This window comes from Brenneria nigrifluens DSM 30175 = ATCC 13028 (assembly GCF_005484965.1).
Lineage (GTDB): Bacteria > Pseudomonadota > Gammaproteobacteria > Enterobacterales > Enterobacteriaceae > Brenneria > Brenneria nigrifluens.
Genome location: NZ_CP034036.1, coordinates 908270 through 930121 on the forward strand (window position 1 = coordinate 908270; position 21852 = coordinate 930121).

At 58.1% G+C, this 21852-nt stretch carries 19 protein-coding genes and 1 pseudogene; 7 read left to right on the forward strand and 13 right to left on the reverse strand.

What is annotated here, in order from left to right:
- Positions 1-20: 20 nt before the first annotated feature.
- The 8 genes from EH206_RS04140 to EH206_RS04175 form a co-directional block, all read right to left on the reverse strand.
- Positions 21-647, reverse strand: a complete 627-nt coding sequence (locus tag EH206_RS04140; protein WP_009111561.1) for an ANTAR domain-containing response regulator — start codon at positions 645-647, stop codon at positions 21-23.
- Complete coding sequence (locus tag EH206_RS04145) at positions 637-1803, reverse strand: transporter substrate-binding domain-containing protein (RefSeq protein ID WP_040343653.1); 1167 nt, start codon at positions 1801-1803, stop codon at positions 637-639. Before EH206_RS04145 ends, EH206_RS04140 begins: the two co-directional genes overlap by 11 nt.
- Positions 1804-1868: 65 nt before the next feature.
- Positions 1869-2861, reverse strand: a complete 993-nt coding sequence (locus tag EH206_RS04150; protein WP_009111563.1) for an acetamidase/formamidase family protein — start codon at positions 2859-2861, stop codon at positions 1869-1871.
- Positions 2862-2916: 55 nt separating this feature from the next.
- Positions 2917-3639: an ABC transporter ATP-binding protein gene (locus EH206_RS04155; protein WP_009111564.1), complete on the reverse strand. Its 723-nt coding sequence runs from the start codon at positions 3637-3639 to the stop codon at positions 2917-2919.
- Positions 3636-4364 (reverse strand): ABC transporter ATP-binding protein, encoded by a 729-nt coding sequence (locus EH206_RS04160; RefSeq protein ID WP_009111565.1) that lies wholly within the window; start codon positions 4362-4364, stop codon positions 3636-3638. Before EH206_RS04160 ends, EH206_RS04155 begins: the two co-directional genes overlap by 4 nt.
- Positions 4361-5389 carry a branched-chain amino acid ABC transporter permease gene (locus EH206_RS04165; protein WP_369750664.1) on the reverse strand — a complete coding sequence of 343 codons (1029 nt, stop codon included), beginning with the start codon at positions 5387-5389 and terminating at the stop codon, positions 4361-4363. The genes EH206_RS04160 and EH206_RS04165 overlap by 4 nt, the downstream gene beginning before the upstream one ends.
- Positions 5390-5425: 36 nt before the next feature.
- Positions 5426-6289 carry an ABC transporter permease subunit gene (locus tag EH206_RS04170; protein WP_009111567.1) on the reverse strand — a complete coding sequence of 288 codons (864 nt, stop codon included), beginning with the start codon at positions 6287-6289 and terminating at the stop codon, positions 5426-5428.
- A gap of 99 nt (positions 6290-6388) precedes the next feature.
- Positions 6389-7558, reverse strand: a complete 1170-nt coding sequence (locus EH206_RS04175; protein WP_198008336.1) for an urea ABC transporter substrate-binding protein — start codon at positions 7556-7558, stop codon at positions 6389-6391.
- A gap of 607 nt (positions 7559-8165) precedes the next feature.
- Here EH206_RS04175 and EH206_RS04180 point away from each other — a divergent pair.
- Positions 8166-8594, forward strand: coding sequence for a DUF2502 domain-containing protein (locus EH206_RS04180; RefSeq protein ID WP_009111570.1), 429 nt, complete (start codon positions 8166-8168; stop codon positions 8592-8594).
- A gap of 104 nt (positions 8595-8698) precedes the next feature.
- On the opposite strand, the gene EH206_RS04185 is transcribed toward EH206_RS04180, so the two are convergent.
- Entirely contained in the window at positions 8699-9253 is a 555-nt protein-coding gene (locus tag EH206_RS04185) for a flavodoxin family protein (protein WP_009111571.1), read from the reverse strand.
- Positions 9254-9449: 196 nt separating this feature from the next.
- Between EH206_RS04185 and EH206_RS04190 the strand changes: the two are divergent.
- The 3 genes and pseudogenes from EH206_RS04190 to EH206_RS04200 form a co-directional block, all read left to right on the forward strand.
- A pseudogene (locus EH206_RS04190) lies at positions 9450-9644 on the forward strand (winged helix-turn-helix transcriptional regulator); the annotation flags it as partial.
- Positions 9645-9782: 138 nt separating this feature from the next.
- Positions 9783-10523, forward strand: a complete 741-nt coding sequence (gene cysQ / locus EH206_RS04195; protein ID WP_009111573.1) for a 3'(2'),5'-bisphosphate nucleotidase CysQ — start codon at positions 9783-9785, stop codon at positions 10521-10523.
- A gap of 392 nt (positions 10524-10915) precedes the next feature.
- Entirely contained in the window at positions 10916-11122 is a 207-nt protein-coding gene (locus EH206_RS04200) for a DUF1107 domain-containing protein (protein WP_040343657.1), read from the forward strand.
- 83 nt (positions 11123-11205) lie between these two features.
- Here the strand turns inward: EH206_RS04200 and paeA are convergent, their stop codons facing one another.
- Positions 11206-12528 (reverse strand): polyamine export protein PaeA, encoded by a 1323-nt coding sequence (paeA, locus tag EH206_RS04205; protein WP_009111575.1) that lies wholly within the window; start codon positions 12526-12528, stop codon positions 11206-11208.
- Positions 12529-12807: 279 nt separating this feature from the next.
- Positions 12808-13449 (reverse strand): peptide-methionine (S)-S-oxide reductase MsrA, encoded by a 642-nt coding sequence (gene msrA / locus EH206_RS04210; protein WP_009111577.1) that lies wholly within the window; start codon positions 13447-13449, stop codon positions 12808-12810.
- A 386-nt stretch (positions 13450-13835) separates the two neighbouring features.
- Between msrA and tamA the strand changes: the two genes are divergently transcribed.
- Genes tamA through EH206_RS04225 form a run of 3 tightly spaced genes read left to right on the forward strand, consistent with a single transcriptional unit; the run spans position 13836 to position 19827 of the window.
- A complete protein-coding gene (gene tamA, locus EH206_RS04215) occupies positions 13836-15554 on the forward strand; it encodes an autotransporter assembly complex protein TamA (protein ID WP_136163861.1) in 1719 nt (572 codons plus the stop codon).
- On the forward strand, positions 15551-19477 hold the full coding sequence (gene tamB, locus EH206_RS04220; RefSeq protein ID WP_009111579.1) for an autotransporter assembly complex protein TamB: 3927 nt from the start codon (positions 15551-15553) through the stop codon (positions 19475-19477). Before tamA ends, tamB begins: the two co-directional genes overlap by 4 nt.
- Before the next feature lie 2 nt (positions 19478-19479).
- Positions 19480-19827, forward strand: coding sequence for a gamma-glutamylcyclotransferase family protein (locus EH206_RS04225; protein ID WP_009111580.1), 348 nt, complete (start codon positions 19480-19482; stop codon positions 19825-19827).
- A 106-nt stretch (positions 19828-19933) separates the two neighbouring features.
- On the opposite strand, the gene EH206_RS04230 is transcribed toward EH206_RS04225, so the two are convergent.
- Together EH206_RS04230 and ppa are read right to left on the reverse strand one after the other, a co-directional pair.
- On the reverse strand, positions 19934-20917 hold the full coding sequence (locus tag EH206_RS04230; protein ID WP_009111581.1) for a sulfonate ABC transporter substrate-binding protein: 984 nt from the start codon (positions 20915-20917) through the stop codon (positions 19934-19936).
- Between the two features lie 346 nt (positions 20918-21263).
- On the reverse strand, positions 21264-21791 hold the full coding sequence (gene ppa / locus EH206_RS04235) for an inorganic diphosphatase (protein ID WP_009111582.1): 528 nt from the start codon (positions 21789-21791) through the stop codon (positions 21264-21266).
- Between the last annotated feature and the right edge of the window lie 61 nt (positions 21792-21852).

Genomic DNA, 21852 nt, shown 5'->3' on the forward strand with positions numbered 1-21852 from the left:
CCGTGACGGCGCTAGGCGCTTCACGCTTTCTTGATCGGCGCGGTCATGGAAAAAACGTCGTTGGCCTGGATAAGTACGCTGGAGATCTCCTCTACCGTGATGCGTTTATCCATCGCCTGCTGGCGCAGGATTTCATAGGCCCGCTCCTCGCTGATGCCGTGTATGCGCATCAATATCGCTTTGGCTTCGCTGACCTGGCGGATCCCCAGCATCTTCTTTTCCAGGCGTTCGATGCGCTCCATCATCCGCTGCTGCTGTTGCCGGTGGTGCAACGCCACCACCATCGATGAGAGCAGGCCGGAAGCGCGGATCGGGGTGGTGATGGTCGCTCCGGCCCCCATGTGCAGCGCCTGATCGATAAAGGTCGGATTTTCATAGGCGATGATCGAAATCAGCGCATGCCGGGCGTGATCCAGCCAGGGGACTTCCGGTTCCGGCTGGTCAGACTGCGGGGCGAAGAAGATCAGATCGGTATCGGCGGGAAGCTGTTCCGGTATCGGCCAGAATGCCCTGACTTTGAATCCCATGCGTCGCAGATGACGGGTCAGGGTTTCACCATCTTCATCATCGGGATGCAGCACCACGCAGCGGATCCCCCGGCTGAGGAGCAGAGCGGTGGCGCTGTTGCGGGAGTCGTTACGGCGCATCGGGATACTCCACTTTTGTCAGTTTGGTGACCCAGTCTCCCTGAACCTGATTGGTCATATAAGGATCGGGCGCCACGATGCGCCGGGATTCCCGCACGATGGTGAATTGCCCGGCGGCGTCGGCTTTGCCGATGCGCGGGTAAAGCCCGGTATGCTGGTTCAGCGGATCGATCCTGATCCGGCCCTGCGGGGAATCGAATTCGCTGCCCCGCAGAGCGGAGGATAAACACGGCATGGCGTCGCTGCCGCACTCCCGCATGGCGTTGGCGAACAGGTGCATCTGGCTGTAAGTCGCTTCCCAGTTCATATCGGTGGTCAGGTTCGGGCCGAACATCTGCTGAAATTTGTCCAGCGCGGCCAGGTTGGCGCGGGTTTGCAGGCTCTGGAAATAGGGCGAGGAGGTGAAGTGTCCTGCCGCCAGTTCGGCGCCCATCATGGCGATTTCGGTTTCAGAGGTATTCAGGCTGCCGATGGGGGTCCGCGCGGCATCGAGCCCCACCTCGTGATAGGCGCGGTAAAGGTAGGGCACGGTCTGGCCGATGACCGTACTGAAGATAAAGTCCGGCTGTTTTTTGCGGATCTCTTCCAGTACCGGCAGGAAAGCCTCATACGGCGCATTAAGGTCCAGATAGCGTTCGCCGATCACCGCGCCGTCGTCCCGCTGCAACAGCAGTTCCTGCATATTGCGGTTGCATTCGTAGGGGAAAACGTAACGGGAGCCGATCATATACACCCTGGCGCCGAAATGGCTGGTCAGGTAATCCTCCAGCTGGACGCAGTTCTGGTTGGGGGCCGCGCCGCCGTAAAAGATGTTCTCGGAGAATTCGAACCCTTCATAGAGCTGGGAGTAAAACAGCAGCTTCTGGTATTTCTCCACGATGGGGGACATCGCCTTGCGGCTGCTGGAGGTATAGCCGCCAAAGATCACATTGACGTGATGTTCGACGATCAACTGTTCCGCCAGCGCCCGGAAGCGCGCGTTGTCGGAGTGCGGATCGAGATGAATGGCCTGCAGCGGACGGCCGTTGATGCCGCCGTCGAGATTGATTTCTTCGATTGCCAGGGTTGCGCCGCGCAGTTGCGATTGCTCCTGCGCGGCGGTCACGCCGCTGGACGAGTAGAGTAAACCGATGGTGATTGGTGTGGCCGACCCCATATTGACTCGCTTAATGTTGGTTGCGGAACGTGGCCCGGCGCGATTCGCCGCGATAGCGGGAATCATTAATGCGCCAGCAGCGTTTTGTCGAGCATGGCGCCGACGGTGTATTTCGGGTCCACCATATTCCCCAGCCGGACTTTGCCGCACTGACTCAGCAGCATATAGGCGTCCCACTGTTCGAAACCAAAATCCTCCACCAGCCAGTAGATAAGATCGCGGTAGGCGATGCGGGTGGCGTCTTCCAGCGGCCGGGCGCTGCCGATGCTCATGATGGAGGTATCATTTTCCATGCGCGGCCAACTGATGGACCAGTTTTTGATCAGATCCACCCTGATGGTGGTGACCGAAGGGTATTCCACCGCCGTGCCGCAAATTTCGCCGTCGCCCTGGCAGGCGTGAGCATCGCCGATAAACAGACGTCCGCCCGGCGAGCGTACCGGCAGATAGGTGATGCTGCCGGGGCCGATATCGGGGACGTCCATATTGCCGCCGTGATTATCCGGCGTCAGCGAGTTGATGGAGTCGATTTCCGGCGACACGCTCAGGGTGCCGATATGGGGTTTGTAAGGCAGCGTGTGGCGTTTGCTCCAGTAGACCTTTTCACTGTCCAGCTTGATCAGCCGTACCTTCTCCGGCAGCGGATCGTTGAGCATTGCCGTCAGGTCGGTGCCGGTCAGTCCGCCGAAATGGGGGATCATGGCGCAAATGCCGTGCGGATCGTCTCCCCTGGGCAGCATCGATTCGATATACACCGCCAGAACGTCGCCTTTTTCCGCGCCCTTGACCATAATCGGGCCGTTCTGCGGGTTGAGGAACGGCATTTTCAGCAGCTGGCTGGGAATATCCCGTTCGGACTGAATCGCGCCTTCAAAGGCGTCGCGGGTATCGACAATCACCCGATCGCCGGGAACGATGGTCAGCACCGGGGTGGAGTAGGGGCCGATGGTGTAGTGAAACTCCTGCTGCATCTCTTCGGTCAGATGATGGGTAACCGGCTTACGCTGCGCGCCCACCCCGCGTTGGGTCATGATGGAATTTTTCAGCCATTGTTTCATTGTCTACTCCTGTGCAAAAAAGGGTATCGCGCCGCCTGTGCGGCGCAGGTGAGGGTCACAGCGCCAGATGGCGGCGCATCAGCAGATCGTCCGACAGTTGCCGCTGGTCCAGGGTATCGACCACCCGGCCTTTATCCATCACGCAGCAGCGCTGGGCGGCGCGCTGGATCATGGCGATATCCTGTTCCACCAGAATAACGGCGACCCGCAGCTCGCGGGCGATGCGCGTCAGCGTGTCGGCGATAATGTGGACGATGGAGGGCTGTACGCCCTCCGACGGCTCATCCAGCAGCAGGACTTTCGGCGCGCCGACCAGCGCCCTGGCTATCGCCAGTTGCTGCTGCTCGCCGCCGCTCATGGTGCCCGCCTTTTGCTTCAGCCGCTGGCGCAGGATGGGAAAGTAGTCCAGCACCCGCGCCAGCAGGTCGCTGGCGAATTCCCGGTGTTCGCGCACGAACTGCATCCCCACCTGCAAATTCTCCGCCACCGTCAGTCCGGAGAACACTTCGCGCCCCTGCGGCACATAGCCGATGCCCAACCGGGCGCGGCGCTGCGGCGTGGCGTGGGTGATCTCCGTCTCTCCCAGCAGAATACGGCCCCGGCTGACGGGAACGGCGCCTATCAGCGAACGCATCAGGGTGGTTTTCCCCACGCCGTTGCGGCCGATCACCCCCAGCACTTCCGCGCTATGCAGCTGGAAGGTGGCGCCGTTCAGCACCAGCCCGCCGCCATAGCCGCCGGTAATGTCATTAACCTGCAGTAATACGTCGTCGCTCATCCGGCTTTCCCCAAATAGATATCCGCTACATCGTCCTGGGCCAGTACCGCTTCGGCTTCGCCGTCGGCAAAGACCCGCCCGCCGTGCAGTACCGTCACCCTGGAGGCAATCTGGCGGATAAAGGTCATATCGTGCTCCACCACCACCAGCGTCAGGCCGTCCTGCCGCATCTGTTTAATCAGTTCGCCGGTCAGATGGGTTTCTTCCACCGACAGCCCGGCGACCGGCTCGTCCAGCATCAGCAGGACGGGCTGCTGCGAAACCGCCATGGCGATTTCAAGCCACTGCTTTTTGCCATGGGACAGGTTGCCGGCCAACTGGCGATATTCCCCGGTCAGGTTGAAGCGTTGCAGCAGGGCATCGATACTCTCCGGCTGGTGGCGGACTTCCGGCCGCAGATGGCGCAGGGAGAGTTGCAGGTGCTGTTCGACGCTCAGATCGGGAAAAATGCCGGGGATCTGGAACTTGATGCTCATCCCCATGCGAATGCGCTGAAACGGCGACAGCGAATTAAGACGCCGGCCGAAAAAGCGGATCTCGCCGCTGCTCGGCGCGTGCTCGCCGGTCAGCAGCTTGAAGAAGGTGCTTTTTCCCGCCCCGTTGGGACCGATGACGCAGCGGATTTCCCCCCGGCGGATCTGCATATCCACCTGATTGATGACCTGCGCGCCGCCGAAGCGTTTGCCCAGCCCCTGCGTTTCCAGAATGATCTCTTGCGTCATCATGCGTCCTCCGCGTTGCGTTCGGACGGCATCAGCCGGCGTATCCTGTCGCCCAACCAGGGCAGGATGCCGTTGGGGGCGGCCAGCACCACAAACAGCAGGATGGCGCCCAGCAGGATCATGGCGTATTCGCTGCCGTAAACCGCCAGCCACTGGGAGAGCCAGACCAGCAGGGCGGTAATGACGATGGTGCCGAAGATATTTTTACGCCCGGCGGTGGCGACCCAGATAACCGGCATGGCCGCAGCGGTCAGCCCCATGGACGAGGGCGTTATATATGACCCCCACAGGGTGTAGAGCACGCCGGACAGCCCCGACAGTACGCCGCCCAGCACGAAAACCAGCAGCTGATAGCGGCGGATATCGATCCCCAGCATTTCCGCCCGGCGCGGGTTTTCGCGGATGGAGGCCAGCGTCAGGCCGAAGTCGGAGCGTAATAAATGCCGTACGCCCCAGTAGGTCAGCGCCAGCAGTACGATAATCAGGTAATAAAAGGCGTTGCCTTCCAGCACCAGCAATTCGCCGTCAACGCCGGGCAGCGAGAGCGGCGGCATGCCGGACATGCCGTTGAATCCGTTCAGCCGGGCGCTGCCGATGGTCCACTGCGGCCCGGCGGTCTGCGACATAAAGGTTTCCAGCACCAGGGTGAAAGAGAGCGTGACGATGCCGATGAAAATACCGGTCACGCCGCCGTAAAACATCAGGTAACCGAGCGCGGCGGCGACGGCCGCCGCCAGCAGCAGCGCCAGCAGCAATCCCGACCAGGTGGCGAGCGCGCCGTCGCCGAAATTCAGCGTCAACACGCCGTAGGCGTAGCCGGCCAGCCCGAAAAAGGCGGTCTGGCCGAAGGAGAGGATCCCGCCGTGGCCCCACATGGCGGCCAGCCCGATGGCGCAGAAGGTCCACAGCAGGAAATAGGCGAAATCCCCGATGGTGCCGCTGTCGACGCCCAGCGGCAACAGCAGGGCGGCCAGCAGGATAAGGCCGCCGGCCCAGGGCGCCGGCGGGCGTTTCCCCGCCGGGCCTATAGATAAACGGATGGATGATGAGGTCACTGTCGGCTCCTAGCGATGACGGGTAAACAGGCTGCCCACACCGTTCGGCAGCAGGCGGATGACCAGCATGGCGGTAAGCAGCAGACCGATTTGTCCGGCCAGTTGGCCGTACCAGGCGTTCAGCCCGGTCTGGATCGCCCCCAGCGTCATGGCGGCGGGAATGGTGCCGACCAGCACGTTGGCGCCGCCCACCACCACGGAAACAAAGGCCTGCACGATAAAACTGCTGCCCATGGTGGGCACGGCGGTGAGCGTCGGCGCGTAGATGGCGCCCGCCAGTCCGGCCAGTCCGGCGCCCAGCGCGAAGGTCTGGGTATAGAGACGGTCGGTTTCCAGTCCCAGACAGGCGGCCATGCGGGCATTCTGGATGGTGGCCCGGGCGCAGACGCCGTAATTGGTATGGAAGAACAGCCAGTACAACAGCAGCAGGATGGCGATGGCGAACAGCGGCAACAGCGCCCGGTAGGTGGCGAAGGAGTAGCCGCCCAGCGTAAAGGAGCCAAAAGGCGTGGACAGCCCTTCCAGCGACGGACCGGCCAGCAGCAGCATGCTTTGCTGCACGATCAGGCTGATCGCCCAGGTCGCCACCACCGAGTCATACAGCCGGTGGTACAGATGACGCACCACCAGCCGCTCGATGACCCCGCCGGCGAACGCGGCGGCCAGCGAACCGGCCAGCATCGCCAACGGCAGCGGCAGACCGGATTTGTTCAGTGAGATGGTGACGTAGGCGCCGCACATGATGAATTCGCCATGCGCCAGATTGATGACCCCCATCATGCCGAAGATCACCGCCAGCCCCAGCGCCGCGAGCACCAGATAGGCAAAGTTGTCTCCGAACTGATAAATCACCGAATAAAGAAAGGAGAGCATCTGCTGAGAATCCTTAGTGCCCTGCGCGACACCGTCAGAAAGGGATAACACCGGGGATGCGCCGTGTGGCCGACGCTTCCCCGGCCGTAAGCCGCCGGGTTATGGCTTGGGCGGATTAGACGGCGTGTACTGGCTGGTATCCGGTTTCACCGGCAGATTACAGCCCGCCTCGCCCAGCCAGTAAGGCTTGATGTCGGGCCAGACCTTGGGGATCTCGACGGAGTGATCTTCTTTGACGTGGGCCAGATAGATGGTATGGCTCAGGTGATGGCTTTTAGGATCGATACAGACCTTGCCGGACGGGCCGTCGGTACAGATATCCCCGCTTTCCAGCGCCTTGCGCACCGCGACCTGATCGGTGCTGTTGGCGCGCTCGACCGCCAGTTTGTACAGATAGACGGCATCGTAGGCGTTGGCCGCTTCCTGATTGATATAGGGCTCATTGGGGAATTTGGCGCGGAAGCGCTGCTTAAAGTCATTGCTGGCCGGCGTATCCACTTCCTCCATGTAATTGGCGGTAATGTACATATCTTTCAGCGCGGGCGCCTTGAAGCGTTTATGTTCGTAGGCCTGTGCCACGTTGACGGAGCTGGCCATCGGCAGATTAAGCTTTGCCGCCGCCGCCTGCTCGTAATAGGAGGACTGGTTGGCGCCCACCAGCAGGGTCATCACAAAGTCGGGTTTGGCCTGCTGGATATTCTGAATGGTTTGTCCGAACTGGGAGACGCTGAGCGGGATAAACTCCTCGCCGACCATGGCGCCGCCGTTCTCTTCGACAATCTTGCGCACCCACTCCGCTGAAATCTGGCCGAAGTTATAGTCGGCGGCGATGGTGTAAACCTTGTTGCCGTATTTTTCCATCATCCAGGGGATAAGGGTGGAAAACTGCTGCTCGGGGACGGCGCCGGTCACGAAAACGTTGCTATCGCATACGCCGCCTTCATACTGGTTGTTGTACCAGTAGAGCTGTTTTTCCCGATCCATGATCGGCCGGATGGCTTCGCGCGACGCGCTGGAAAAGGCGCCGAAAATAACGTCGACCTTATCGGTGCGGATTAACCGGCGAGCCATCTGCTGAAAACGGGTATTGTCGGATTGCGTATCGTATTTTACCAATTCGACCTGGCGGCCAAGAATACCGCCCTGGGCATTGATTTCTTCGACAGCTAATTCGGTTGCATGGATCTTGGGAATAACCGGCAGAGCAAAATTACCGGAAGCATCTTCCAATAAGCCGATTTTTATCGGTTTATCCGCTGCGGCCGCCATACCTGAAAAGGTCACGGCAAAGGCGGAGGCGGAGGCGATCGCAAGCGTCAGCGCGGCGTAGTTACCTGTTGTTCTGGACATAAATACCCCTGGCGTTGGTCTGGAAATAAGCAAAAAAAAAGAGCCCGGCATAGTCTTAAGACCTTGCATGGGCTCTATTGCCTGCACCACAAACCGACGTCATTGGCGGTCTTGCGGAGAGTTGCCATCACTATAAAAAGCAAATCAAAGCGCTGTCAATGGCTAATTTTCCAATATAAATCATATAGTAAAAACATATGGCGGCGCACTGTCGTTGAACACGGCTGCACAAATTTCGTGCGGTTTGCCCGACGACGTCGTCAGGTGGCTAACTTGTGGTTATTTATAAAATATCCCTATTCGTTTTATTTTCGCCGGCGCAGTTAGTGACCATAAAAAAGGGGAGTTGTTAATTGAATGCACTGGATAAGGTGCGGCAAAATTTTTTCCATCATGGCCGGCGCTAACCCTGTGCCAATCGTTAAGAACTGTAAATCCGTGCAAATGGGTATTTATCTGATAGTGGAGCTGAAGCATTCCCCGTATATCTTTGCCATCCGCAGCAGCGGCAAGGAAGGAGTGACCTATGTTTAAGCCACTGTTAGTCAGTACCCTGTTGGTCGGCATGTTCGCCTTGACACCGGCGGCAGAGGCCGGCAGCGTCAGCATCGATATCCTGCCCGGCGTGACGCTGAATATCGGCGATCGCGATCGGCGCGGTTATTACTGGGATGGCTATGACTGGCGCAGCGAGCGCTGGTGGCGGGAATACCGGGGCTATCACCGTGGCGAACGTAACCGTCACGGCTACTATTGGGATGGCTGGCGCTGGCGTGACCCCGGCTGGTGGCGTGAATATCAGCGCGGGCCGCGGCATTTCGACAATCGTCATCACCGTGGTCCGCGGCATATGGACGACCGCGGCCCGCGCCGCGATTACCGCCATGGACGAGGTCCCGAACGCGGTCACGGCCCGGATCGCCACGGTCCCGGCCCCGGCCAGTTCCGGCACTGATCGGCTAAACTGGCTCCCTCCCCTGCGAAGGGAGCCTCTTGCCGGGATGCTGGATCGACTCCCTCCCCTGCGAAGGGGAGGGTTGGGGTGGGGTCGGCCGGAGATTATTTTGCCAGCTTCGCGGCGATCTCCGCCACGCGCTGACCGTACAGTTTCCCGGTGGCCAGATCGCCCGCCACCACTTCATCCACGCTGGCATCGGACGGCGTTTGCGCCAGCAGGCCGACCGAAGCGCCGAGGTTATTGATATCGTTACGCGTGGCGGCTTTGGTATTCGCCGGCAGTATGCCGAGGCTGACCCAAATCCCGCCGTGCTGCGAAGCCAGGGTTTGTAGATAGATTAGCGTAACCTGCTTGTCGCCGTTCAGGCTGGCGCTATTGGTAAAGCCGCCGAATACTTTATTCTTCCACTTGCCGGCAAACCACTGTTTGGAGCTGGCGTCGGCGAATTTCTTGAACTGCCAGGACGGGCCGCCCATATAGGTCGGCGTGCCGAAAATAATGGCATCGGCGTCAGCCAGTTTATCCCAATCCGCTTCAGCGATATTGCCTTCCGCATCAATGGCGATCAGTTCGGCGCCGGCGCCTTGCGCAACGGCATCGGCCAGACGTTGGGTGTGGCCGTAGCCGGAATGATAGATCACAACGGTTTTTGACATAATAAGCCTCATACTTTCTGAGTTTGAATGAGATGCACGCCGACATAACGACGGCAAAATCCATCATGGCGATACGTGCTTTCTTATGGATACAGCCTCTATAATATGGCGACTATAGCGGAGTCTCATGATTTTGTTAAGAAAGCACTTTTAAGTTATCAGGTATCCCAAAGGTAACCGCGACGGAAGCCAGCGAATGAAAAAACCTTACGATGTTTATGCGCAGCATTGCCCGGCGCGCATGATTCTGGACCGGGTGGCGGATAAATGGACGCTACTGATTCTGAATATTCTGGTTGAGCGGCCCATGCGCTTTAACCAGTTAAAACGCGATGTGGAAGGGATCTCGCAAAAGGTTCTGTCGCAGACGCTGAAGAATCTGGTGCGCGAGCTGGACGAGGCTATTTCCCGGTAATGAATGTACCGATGCATGGCTCCTTAAATCCCCGTTGTATAATGATATGGATGAGGCATATATGACGCGGTGATTAGCCGTTTCACTGCATAACCGGTAACGACGAGGTAGAAAATGCTAGAACCTATTTGCCAACTGGCCCGCGATGCTGGCGCCGCCATTATGCGGGTCTATGAGGGGCATCAGCCCGTTGAGGTGACGCGCAAGAAAGATGATTCGCCGGTGACGGCGGCCGATCTGGCGGCGCATCGGGTCATTAAGGAAGGATTGGCGGCGGCATTTCCGGATATTCCGTTACTGTCTGAAGAGGATCCCCCTCAGTGGTCGGAACGTAGGCACTGGCAACGCTATTGGCTGGTCGATCCGCTCGACGGCACCAAAGAGTTCCTCAGCCGCAACGGCGAGTTTACGGTGAACATTGCGCTGATTGAAAAGGGGCAGCCGGTGCTGGGCGTGGTCTATGTCCCGGTTACCGACGTAATGTACGCCGCCGCGCAGGGGAAAGCGTGGAAAGAGGAAAAAGGGGAACGCCGGCAAATCAATGTGTATGACGCGCGTCCGCCGCTGGTGGTGGTGAGCCGTTCCCATGCGGATCAGGAACTGAAAGATTATCTCAGCCAGTTGGGTGAGCATCAGACGGTTGCCATCGGATCGTCGCTGAAATTTTGTCTGGTGGCGGAAGGAAAAGCTCAGCTTTATCCCCGCTTTGGACCCACCAACGTATGGGATACGGCGGCCGGCCATGCGGTTGCCATCGCCGCCGGCGCGCAGGTTCATGACTGGCAGGGAAAAGACCTGTCTTATACGCCGCGGGAATCGTTCCTCAACCCCGGTTTCCGCGTATCGCTGTTCTGAGTTTTTCTGTTTTTGATTTTCCGATTGATGCAGCAGGGGCGCAACCTGCCGCGCTTCCCGCGCGGTAAATACTCCCTGCTTTCACTCCTCCTTTCTTATACGCCGCGAACGCTATTGCCGACCGTCGTTATTTTGTCATCTTGGTTACGTAAATTAGCCGTCTGTGCCGGAGCGCACAAACACCTATCTTTTGAAGGTTTATACTGACGGTAAGTGAAATGCGTAAAGAGTATTCTGTAAAAATCTGTAAAAGCAGTGAAGAATACTGATTGAGGGGGAACTAAATACCGTTGCGCGGCACTAACTATCAGTATCCGTAACGCTCTGAGCCTATAGCTGCTTCGGTGATGGAAAGAGCGTAGAAAAATAAAACGGGAGGAGAGTAAAAAATGATGAGGATCTTCGAACGTTACAACCCGATGAAGGTCGCCAAGTATGTGAAGACACTGTTTCGCGGACGGCTGTACATTAAAGGCGTCGGCGCTTTTGAATTCGATTACGGCAAAATTTTATTGCCGAAGACACAGGACAAGCGGCATCTGCTGGTGATGTCCGAAGTCAACCGGCAGGTTATCAGGCTACAGGCCGAGATGGGCTGACAGCACAAGCGCTAACGTACTCCCTCCCCTGAGAACGGGGAGGGTTGGGTCATGCCACTGCACAGAGGTTTGTCGGCCAGCTGTTATTTTTTCTCATCTATTCTGGCAGCGCCGGCGGCGGATTTATCTTCCAGACGGGTGACCAGCAGCTGATCGATTTTATAGCTATCGATATCCACCACTTCAAATTTGAAGCCGGAAAAGCGCACGAAATCGGTGCGTTTGGGGATTTTACGCAGGGTGTACATCATAAACCCGCCGATGGTTTCATAATTGCCTGAGTGGGGGAAGTCGTCGATGCACAGCGCGCGCATCACATCCTCTATCGGCGTACCGCCTTCTATCAGCCAGGAGTTTTCATCACGGGCGACGATCTGTTCTTCCTGCCCCTGACCAATCAAATCGCCCATTAATGTGGTCATCACATCATTGAGGGTAATGATCCCCACCACCAACGCATACTCGTTGAGGATGACGGCGAAATCCTCCCCGGCGGTTTTAAAGCTTTCCAGCGCTTCGGAGAGCGTTAAGGTATCCGGCACGATCAGCGCCGGGCGGATCTGCACGCCGCTGTGCAGCTCCAGGCTCTGGTTGCCCAGCACCCGGATCAGCAGGTCTTTGGAGTCGACATAGCCGATAATCTGATCGATATGGCCGTCGCACACCAGGAATTTAGAGTGCGGCTGCTGGGCAATCTTCTCCTTGATTTGCGCTTCCTCTTCATGCAGATCGAAAAACACCACGCTTTCGCGCGACGTCATGGAAGAGGGCACGGTGCGCGACTCCAGCTCAAACACGTTTTCGATCAGCTCATGTTCCTGTTTGCGCAGCACCCCCGCCAGCGCTCCGGCTTCCACCACCGCGTAGATATCGTCGGAGGTGATGTCGTCTTTACGCACCATCGGCAATTTAAGCATCCGGAAAATCACGTTTGCCAGGCCGTTAAACAGCCATACCAGCGGACGGAAGACGAACAGACAGAAGCGCATGGGGTTGATAATGCGGATGGCAACGGCCTCAGGGGCAATCATACCAATGCGTTTCGGCGTGAGATCGCCAAACAGAATAAACAGGCTGGTGACCAGCACGAACGAACAGACAAAGCTGACTTTGCCGGCGGCTTCCGGCGACATGAATTGCTCAAACAGCAGCGAGAAGGTCGGGGAAAAGGCGGCGTCGCCGATAACCCCGGCCAGAATGGCGACCGCGTTGACGCCTATCTGAATCACGGTAAAGAAGATCCCCGGCGTTTCCTGGAATTTCAACACCATATCGGCGTTGAGGTTCCCCTCGTCAGCCAGCAGCTTGAGTTTTATTTTACGGGACGCCGCCAGCGATATTTCGGAAAGGGCGAAAAACGCGCTGATGGCAATAAGGACGATAATAATGAGTAGACTGTTTAACATAGTATTTTCGCTTTGGCCCGGAATGGGGAAAGGCGATCCTCAGAAAGGCAAATCATTTCAAATAACGCACAAGAAGCCGTTAACAGGGCCGGGAGTCGGCCCATATCATTTTTACCCGTCATCTTTCAAGTTGCAGATGCGTTGGCTGCCCTCACTCACCCCAGTCACTTACTTGAGTAAGCTCCTGGGGATTCACTCGGTTGCCGCCTTCCTGCACCTTGAAATCTATTGGGTATAAACGGGGCATTATAGCAGGAGCGGTGAAATTACCGCCAGATCTCAACGCTGCGGGGGCAGGCAGACGCCAATGCCGCCCAGGCCGCAGTAGCCGTACGGATTTTTATGCAGGTATTGCTGGTGTTCATCCTCCGCGTAATAGAACGGGCCGGCGGGAACGATTTCGGTGCTGATGGCGCGGCTATCGCCGCTCTCCTTCATCGCCTGCTGGAAGCGCTGGCGGCTCTCTTGCGCCGCCTGTTCCTGCTCCGGCGTCAGCGTGTAGATGGCCGAGCGGTACTGGGTGCCGATATCCCCGCCCTGGCGCATCCCCTGCGCGGGATCGTGATTTTCCCAGAAGCGTTGCAACAGTTGGGAATAACTGATTACCGCGGGATCAAAGACGACGCGCACCGCTTCGGCATGGTCGGTTTTCCCGCTGCAAACTTCGCGGTAGGTGGGGTTGGGGGTATAGCCCCCGGTATAGCCCGCGGCGGTGCTATAGACGCCGGGTAGCTGCCAGAAAAGGCGCTCGGCGCCCCAGAAACATCCCATGGCAAACAGCGCTACCTCCATATTGTCCGGAACGTGGGTCATGGAGTGTTCGCTAACGGCATGCAGTCTGGCGACCGGCATCGGCGTGATGCGTCCGGGCAGCGCCTCGGACGGCTTGATGCGCTGTGTTTTATCTACGTTGTCTACCACTTTTATTCTCCCGACATCACTATCAAACTTATCTCTTCTGAGCATAACCGAGAAGTCTCGGCCTGTCTTTATCGCCCCGAACTGTTTAATGTTAAGGTTATGTATATGCGGAACGCTGCAATTTAGAATTTACAGGTTAAAATCTATAGCTAAAGGGAATTATCAATATTTCCTGCAGGCTTATGACATGCTTTCATTATCGACATAGACGGCTACCTCCGTCGTCCCGCGGCGGTAGGCGAGCGGGTGTTTACCGGCACAACGCCATGTCATAAACGGTGCTATGGATTAGATGTGACAGAACGATGCGATCAGGAAGCTAAGTGACTATTTTTTCAGGACCAAAAACCAGCCTATTGGGCTTCTGCCCGCCACGTTGCCCTGCCTTGGGTTTATTGTGCATACTGCTATTTCCTTGCGAGAGTTCCGCCGCCAATGTGCGTCTGCAGGTCGTCGGACTGGAAGGCGCGCTGCAAAAGAACGTGCGGATACGCCTATCCACCATCGCCGTCGATGAAGTCAATGCCGACGGGCGCTTTCGCAATCGGGTCGACGACGCCATCCGGCAGGGATTACGCGCGCTGGGTTATTACGATCCGCAAATCGCTTTTGAATTCCGCCCGGCGGTCAACGGCGGACGTCCGGTGCTGATTGCCAGCGTGACCCCCGGCGAACCGGTGAAAATAGCCGATGTGAACGTTGTGCTGCGCGGCGGCTCCCGCGAGGACCAGGACTATCGGCAACTGCTGCGGGACGGCACGCCCGAACGCGGCGCGGTGCTGAATCACGGGGACTATGACCGCTTTAAAAATTCGTTGAATAGTTTGTCCCTGCGTAAAGGATATTTCAACGCCCATTTTTTGCAGAGCCGGTTAGGCGTCATTCAGGAGGAACGCCAGGCTTTCTGGGATATCGATTTTGACAGCGGCGAACGCTACCGTTTTGGCGAGGTTAAATTTCAGGGATCGCAAATCCGTGAGGATTACCTGCAAAATCTGGTGCCGTTTGGTGACGGCGAGCCGTACAGCAGTGAAAGTCTGGGCGAATTAAACCGCCGCCTGTCGGCAACCGGCTGGTTTAACTCGGTGGTTGTCGCGCCTGATTTCAGCCGGTCGAAGGAAAGCAAAGTTCTGCCGCTGGATGCGGTGGTAACACCGCGCACCCGCAACCGCATAGAGACCGGGGTAGGGTATGCCACCGACGTCGGGCCGCGTTTCAAAACCACCTGGAATAAACCCTGGCTGAACTCGCGCGGACACAGTCTGGAGAGCAGCCTCAGCGTCTCCGCGCCGGAGCAGTCGCTCGATCTGAGTTACAAAATTCCTTTACTGAAGAACCCGCTAGAGCAGTATTACCTGTTGCAGGGCGGATTCAAGCGTGAAGATCTCAATGATACCAAGTCTGACTCGACCACGCTGAACGTGGCGCGTTACTGGGACTTGTCCAGCGGCTGGCAGCGGGCCGTCAATTTGCGCTGGAGCCTCGACCACTTTACGCAGGGCAGCGTGACCGACACCACCATGCTTATCTATCCCGGCGTGAGTATCAACCGCACCCGCCAGCGCGGCGGGCTGATGCCGGTATGGGGAGACACTCAGCGTTACTCTATCGATGTTTCCGACACCCTGTGGGGATCGGATATCGATTTTACCATCTTCCAGGCGCAGAACGTGTGGATCCGCACGCTGGCGGAGAAACACCGTTTCGTCGCCCGCGGCAACCTGGGGTGGATTGAAACCAACAATTTCTCCCGCGTTCCCCCCTCGCTGCGGTTCTTCGCCGGGGGCGATCGCAGCATTCGCGGTTACAAGTACAAATCCATCTCGCCGCGCGACAGCGAAGATAAACTGACCGGGGCGTCCAAACTGGCGACCGGATCGCTGGAGTATCAGTACAACGTCAGCGGCAAGTGGTGGGGCGCGGTTTTCGTGGATTCGGGCGAGGCCGTCAACGACATCAAACAGAGCGACTTTAAAACCGGGACGGGGGTCGGCGTTCGCTGGGCTTCGCCCATCGGTCCGGTGAAGCTCGACATCGCCACGCCGATTGGCGATGCGGAAAAAAATGACGTGCAATTCTATATCGCATTGGGGCCTGAACTATGAGTCTGATAACTAAAACGGGCCTGATGAAAAAAATCGCCATCGGCATTGTCGCTTTCCTGCTGTTATTGCTGGCGGCGGTGGTGGTGCTGGTGGCGACCACGCCGGGTCTGCATCTGTTGCTGAATGGCGCGACGCGCGTGGTGCCGGGGCTGGAGATTGCCGGCGTCAGCGGCGGCTGGCGCGATCTGACGCTGAAAAACGTCAGCTATCAAATGCCGGGCGTCACGGTTAAGGCGGGTGAGTTTCATTTATCGCTGGCGCCGGGGTGTTTACGGCGAGGCCAGCTGTGTATCAACGATTTGTCGGCGCGGAATATTGATGTGGCGGTGGATACCCAATCGCTGCCGGCGGCGGATGAGCCCGCGCCGCCCGGCGAGCCGCTGACCGAGCTGTCGGCGCCGTTTCCGATCTCTTTGCGTCAGCTGACCCTGAACAATGTGCAGGTCACCGTGGACGGCACGGCGGTGTCGCTGGGGGAATTCCGTACCGGCATGCAGTGGGAAGAACGGAGGCTGACGCTGCTGCCGACCAGCATCAGCGCTTTGCTGGTGGCCTTGCCGAAAACGCCCGTCAACCTGCTGGAAGACGGAAAAGTGACGGCGCAGGAAGTGGCGGCGGTGGTCAAGCAAACGGCGGCCGAGGTGCGCGAAGCGGTTGAAAAGGGAACGACGCAGCCGATTCAGATAGATAAGACGCTTTCCGCCGCCGGCGATAACGGGGCGGCGCCTGTTAAGCCGGCCGCGGAAACGGACGCCTTGCCCGAACAACCGCTCGGCGAGCGGCTGGCTGAGCTGTTCTCCAAACCCTTATTACCCGACTTGCCGTCATTCACCTTGCCGCTGGATGTGAATATCGCGGAAATTCACGGCGAACAGCTGCGGCTGACGGGTGACCAGGAGATCCTGATTTCCAATCTGCTGATTCAGGCATCCACGCAGCAGCAGCGTATTAACCTGGAGAAGTTTGTGGTTCAGTCGCCGCAGGGGGGGCTGAATATGCGCGGCGCGGCCACCCTGAGCGAGAGCTGGCCGGTTTCCCTGACGGCGAATGGCGTGCTGAACGTCGATCCGCTGAAAGGGGAAAAACTCAAGCTGACCGTGGACGGCGGGCTGCGCGAACAGCTGAACGTGGCGCTTAATTTATCCGGCCCGCAGCGGGCGCAGCTCACTCTGCAGACCGAACTGGCGCAGGCTGGCCTGCCGCTGGCGCTGACGCTGCAAACCGAGCGGGTGCGCTGGCCGTTAACGGGAGACGCGCAATATCAGGTGAACAATCTGCTGTTGCGCCTGAACGGCAAGGCCACGGATTACGCCTTATCGCTGCGCGGCGATATTCGCGGCGCCGATCTGCCGCCCGCCGCGCTGTCGCTGGACGGCAAAGGGAACGAACAGCAATTTAACCTGGAGCGCCTGCGGTTGTCGGCTCTGCAAGGGAACGCCGACCTGAGCGGCGTAGTGGACTGGAGTAAAGCGGTCAGCTGGCGCAGCGAACTGGTGCTTAGCGGCATCAATACGGCGAAACAGTGGCCCGACTGGCCGGCGAAAGTGGACGGCAAAGTGACCGTCCGCGGCAGCCTGTATGGCGGCAGTTGGCAGTTGCGGGTGCCGGAGCTGCGTCTGGACGGCAACGTGAAGCAGAACAAGCTCACCGCCAGAGGTCAGCTAAGCGGCAATGCCGCCGGTCAGTGGCAGATCCCCGGCCTTAATCTGGCGCTGGGACGTAATCAGCTCAACGTGAAAGGCGAACTCAGCGATAAATGGCAGTTGGATGCGGATATCAATGCGCCGGCGCTCACCGGCCTGTTGCCCGGTCTGGCCGGGCAGGCGCTCGGAACGCTGAAGCTGCGCGGCCACCTGCGCGCGCCGCAGATTCTGGCGGATATCACGGCGTCGGGGCTGCGCTGGCAGGAGATGGCGATTCAGCGCGTTACGCTGAAAGCCGACGTGCGCTCCGAACAGCAGATTCAGGGGCAGATTGCGCTGCGGGTGGAGCAACTGCGTCAGGCGGACCTGAATATCGGGCTGTTGACCCTTAATGCCGACGGCAACGAGCAGCAGCATCAGCTGCGCCTGAATATGTCGGGGGAACCGGTAGCGGGACAGCTGGCGCTTTCCGGCAGCTTAGATCGTCAGGCGCAGCGTTGGCGCGGTACGCTGAATAACACCCGCTTTGATACGCCGGTCGGCGAGTGGCGGCTGACGCAGGCCGTGGCGCTGGATTACCTCAACGCCCAGCAAAAAATCACCGTCGGCGCGCATTGCTGGCGTAATCCCCATGCCGAGCTCTGCGTCGCCAGACCCATTGAGGCCGGGTCGAGCGGTCAGGCGAGCATCCGTCTGAACCGCTTTGATTTGGCCATGCTGAAGCCTTTCCTGAGCGAGGAGACGCAACTGGCGGGCACTTTCAGCGGCGGGGCCGATGTCAGCTGGCAGGCCGGACAAAGTTTGCCGCAGGCCAAAGTAACGCTGGCGGGCAACGGGGTCAATGTCCGCCAGTTGGTTCAGGGGAAAACGCTGCCCGTCGCTTTTGATACCTTAACCCTGAACGCCGGCATCGATGGCGGTCGCGCGCAGCTTGGCTGGCTGATCGCCATCCGCGATAACGGCCGCTTCAGCGGCGACGTGCAGATTAGCGATCCGCAGGGAAGGCGCAATCTCGGCGGCACGGTCACCATCAATAATATTTCGCTGGCGCTGCTTAACCCGGTGTTGCAACAAGGGGAGAAGGTCACCGGCATACTGAATGCCAATCTGCGTCTGGCGGGGGATGCGCAACGTCCGCAGATATTCGGCCGGATGGTGCTGGAGCGGCTTGACGTCGACGGCAGCTGGATGCCGATCGATCTGACCAACGGACGGCTGGCGGTGAGTTTCAGCGGCATGTCCTCAACGCTGCAGGGATTCCTGAAAACCGATAACGGACAGTTAAACCTGGGCGGCAACGCCGACTGGTCGCAGCCTGACGCCTGGCGCGCGCGCATCGCTGCCATCGGTCAGCGCATCAGGGTTACCGTGCCGCCGATGGCGCGTCTGGACGTTTCGCCCGACATCGTGTTTGAGGCGACGCCGCAACTGTTCGCGTTAAACGGCTCGGTCAGTATTCCCTGGGCGCGAATTGTGGTCAATGAGCTGCCGGAAAGCGCGGTGGCGGTATCATCGGACGAGGTGATGCTGGACCAACAGCGTCAGCCGCTGGAGACGGCCTCCGCCGCCATACCGATCAACAGCAACCTGACCATTCGCGTCGGCAATGACGTGCGGCTGGATGCCTATGGACTCAAGGCGCGTTTGCAGGGCGACCTGAAAATGGTGCAGGATGAGCGCGGGCTGGGACTGAACGGACAGATAGATATCCCTTCCGGGCGTTTCAAGGCTTACGGGCAGGATCTTATCGTGCAGAAAGGGCAGTTGCTGTTCTCCGGCCCGGCGGATCAGCCTCTGCTCAATATTGAAGCCGTGCGTAATCCCGATAATACCGCGGATGACGTCACCGCCGGGGTGCGCGTCACCGGGCCGGCGAGCGCGCCCAAGCTGGAGGTTTTCTCCGATCCGACCATGTCGCAGCAGGAAGCCCTGTCCTATCTGCTCAGAGGCGAGGGACTCGACAGCAGCGGAGCCGACAGCGCGGCCATGACCTCAATGCTTATTGGTTTAGGGGTTGCGCAAAGCGGTCAAGTTGTGGGTAAAATCGGCGAGGCTTTTGGCGTAAGCAATTTAGCCTTGGATACACAAGGCGCTGGCGACGATTCTCAAGTGGTGGTCAGCGGTTACGTCCTTCCCGGCCTGCAGGTTAAATACGGAGTTGGCATATTTGATTCTTTGGCAACGTTGACGCTGCGTTATCGTTTAATGCCAAAACTATACCTGGAAGCGGTGTCTGGTATCGATCAGGCATTAGATCTGCTCTATCAGTTTGAGTTTTAGCGATGCGAATTATTGTCTACGGCAGTTTACGGCGCAAACAGGGGAATAGTCACTGGATGACCAACGCCCAGTGGCTGGGGGATTGTCGGCTCGATGGCTTCGAGCTGTACGATCTAGGCCATTACCCGGCGGTGGTGCCCGGTAATGGGGAAATTTATTGCGAGGTGTATCGCATCAGTTCGTCAATACTGGCCGAGCTGGATGCGCTAAAGCGGGACGGTCACGAATATCAGCGTGAACTGATCGCCACCCCGTTGGGCAACGCCTGGATCTATCTTTACAAGCACTCGGTGGCAGGATTACCGCGTATCGCCAGCGGGGACTGGCTGAAGCGCGACGGAGAAGAGTAGCGGGACGCAATCAAGAAACATCGCAAACACTGCGCAGGCCGTGTTTGCGATTGCCGGCGATAGCGGTTTTTAACTAACCGCAGCAACGTCGTCCGTTGTATTACGGTTATGGATTAGCGCCTTGGGGTTTATCCTGCGACCAGCGCGCCTGGTTGACGTCGACTTTCACCGGAATCAAACCTACGTCGGTAAACGTATCGGCCAGCGTCTGCTGCTGGCGGATAACGTCATCGGTGATGCGTTGCGTATCGAAAGGCATACGCGCCAGCGCCCGCAGCCATATCGGTTGCGGCAGGCCGGTACTTTGCGACAGCACCTGCGCCACTTCGTCATGATTATCGTTGGCCCAAACGCTCAGTTGCGCTAGCTGTTCGATGACCAACCTGGCGATGTCAGGATGGTTCTCAGCGAATCGCCGGCTGGCGAGATAGAAGGTGTAGTGCGGTACAAGACCTTCGGCATCCTGAAGCAGGCGCGCGCCGGCGTTGGTTTCAACCTCCGCATAGAACGGGTCCCAGATTACCCAGGCATCGATGCTGCCATTCTGGAATGCCGCCCGCGCATCGCTGGGCGTCAGGTAGACCGGCGTGATATCGGTATAGGACAGCCCGGCTTTTTTCAGCGCCTCAATCAGCAGATAATTCACATCCGACCCCTTATTCAGGGCCACCCGCTTGCCTTTAAGATCCTTTACGTTTTGTACCGTCGATTCTTTCGGCACCACGATCGCTTCGGTCTTTGGATTGGGGATGTTGTGCGCCAGATAAACCAAATCCGCTTTGGCCGCCTGGGCGAAGGCGGGAGGAGCGTCGCCGGTGGCGGCAAGGTCGATACTGCCGACGTTGAGCCCTTCCAGCATCTGCGGACCGGCGGGAAACTCGATCCAGCGGGTGGCGATGCCCTTCTGTTTCAACGCTTCGTCGAGCGTGCCGCGGGATTTGAGCAGCGCCAGAATATTGGCTTTTTGAAAGCCGATATTCAACTGCTTGAGGGGCTGTGCCTCTGCGAATGCCTGACTGAATATTCCCAGCGCCAGCAACGCGATGACCGGACGCAGCAAGCGCCGTGCTAAAACATACCCGTAATTCATAAAACCGCCTGTTTATCCGTAGTGAAATGTCTAAAAACTCAGCGGGAGATTAAAAAGAACCGCCTGGATTAACGTGAAGGTTTACGTTGTAAGAGGTCGCCGATATTGTCAAAGTAAAAGATTGGTATTGCATAGGGTATTTAATTATTAACGATATAAAATCTCGCTGAACGCGTATATTTTTAATATGAAAACTAAAAAATGGTTATGCGCAGCGCTATCCTCTGAAACGGATGAGATGACGTTAAGCGCGATGATATTGCGCGGCGAGAGATATTTCGGAATGCATGCCGGCTTACGCCGGCATGATGGAGGAAAAGTGGTGTTTTTGCTTTTACGACGGGGCTTATTTCTTGGCGCGTTCGAAAGAGGCGACGATTTCCGCTTTGGCGGCTGCGGCGTTATCCCAGCCTTCGACTTTAACCCATTTGCCTTTTTCCAGATCTTTGTAGTGTTCAAAGAAATGGCCGATTTGCGCGCGCAGCAATTCCGGCAGGTCGTTAACGTCTTTGATGTGATCGTACTCTTTGGTCAGTTTGCTGTGCGGAACGGCGACCAGCTTGGCGTCCTCACCGGCTTCGTCGGTCATTTTCAGCACGCCGACCGGGCGGCAGCGAATGACGGAGCCCGGCTGTAACGGATAAGGGGTCGGCACCAGCACGTCAACCGGATCGCCATCCAGCGACAGCGTGTGGTTGATGTAGCCATAGTTACATGGGTAGAACATGGCGGTAGACATGAAACGGTCTACAAACAGCGCGCCCGTATCCTTATCAATCTCGTATTTGATCGGATCGGCGTTAGCGGGGATTTCAATAACTACGTAGATATCTTCCGGGAGATCTTTACCTGCCGGGACATTGTTCAGACTCATGTCGCTTTCCTTCTCTTCAAAGCTGAAATGGAGTGCCGGTCATTATAGCCAACTCACAGAG

Bases quoted from the DNA above. Each gene is read 5' to 3' on its own strand.
- EH206_RS04170 (WP_009111567.1), bottom strand. From the start codon at position 6,289: ATGCTCTCCTTTCTTTATTCGGTGATTTATCAGTTCGGAGACAACTTT.
- EH206_RS04175 (WP_198008336.1), bottom strand. From the start codon at position 7,558: ATGGCGGCCGCAGCGGATAAACCGATAAAAATCGGCTTATTGGAAGAT.
- ppa (WP_009111582.1), bottom strand. From the start codon at position 21,791: ATGAGTCTGAACAATGTCCCGGCAGGTAAAGATCTCCCGGAAGATATC.
- paeA (WP_009111575.1), bottom strand. From the start codon at position 12,528: ATGTTAAACAGTCTACTCATTATTATCGTCCTTATTGCCATCAGCGCG.
- cysQ (WP_009111573.1), top strand. From the start codon at position 9,783: ATGCTAGAACCTATTTGCCAACTGGCCCGCGATGCTGGCGCCGCCATT.
- EH206_RS04230 (WP_009111581.1), bottom strand. From the start codon at position 20,917: ATGAATTACGGGTATGTTTTAGCACGGCGCTTGCTGCGTCCGGTCATC.
- EH206_RS04145 (WP_040343653.1), bottom strand. From the start codon at position 1,803: ATGGGGTCGGCCACACCAATCACCATCGGTTTACTCTACTCGTCCAGC.
- EH206_RS04225 (WP_009111580.1), top strand. From the start codon at position 19,480: ATGCGAATTATTGTCTACGGCAGTTTACGGCGCAAACAGGGGAATAGT.
- EH206_RS04155 (WP_009111564.1), bottom strand. From the start codon at position 3,639: ATGAGCGACGACGTATTACTGCAGGTTAATGACATTACCGGCGGCTAT.
- EH206_RS04180 (WP_009111570.1), top strand. From the start codon at position 8,166: ATGTTTAAGCCACTGTTAGTCAGTACCCTGTTGGTCGGCATGTTCGCC.
- EH206_RS04150 (WP_009111563.1), bottom strand. From the start codon at position 2,861: ATGAAACAATGGCTGAAAAATTCCATCATGACCCAACGCGGGGTGGGC.
- EH206_RS04160 (WP_009111565.1), bottom strand. From the start codon at position 4,364: ATGATGACGCAAGAGATCATTCTGGAAACGCAGGGGCTGGGCAAACGC.
- tamB (WP_009111579.1), top strand. From the start codon at position 15,551: ATGAGTCTGATAACTAAAACGGGCCTGATGAAAAAAATCGCCATCGGC.
- EH206_RS04185 (WP_009111571.1), bottom strand. From the start codon at position 9,253: ATGTCAAAAACCGTTGTGATCTATCATTCCGGCTACGGCCACACCCAA.
- EH206_RS04200 (WP_040343657.1), top strand. From the start codon at position 10,916: ATGAGGATCTTCGAACGTTACAACCCGATGAAGGTCGCCAAGTATGTG.
- EH206_RS04140 (WP_009111561.1), bottom strand. From the start codon at position 647: ATGCGCCGTAACGACTCCCGCAACAGCGCCACCGCTCTGCTCCTCAGC.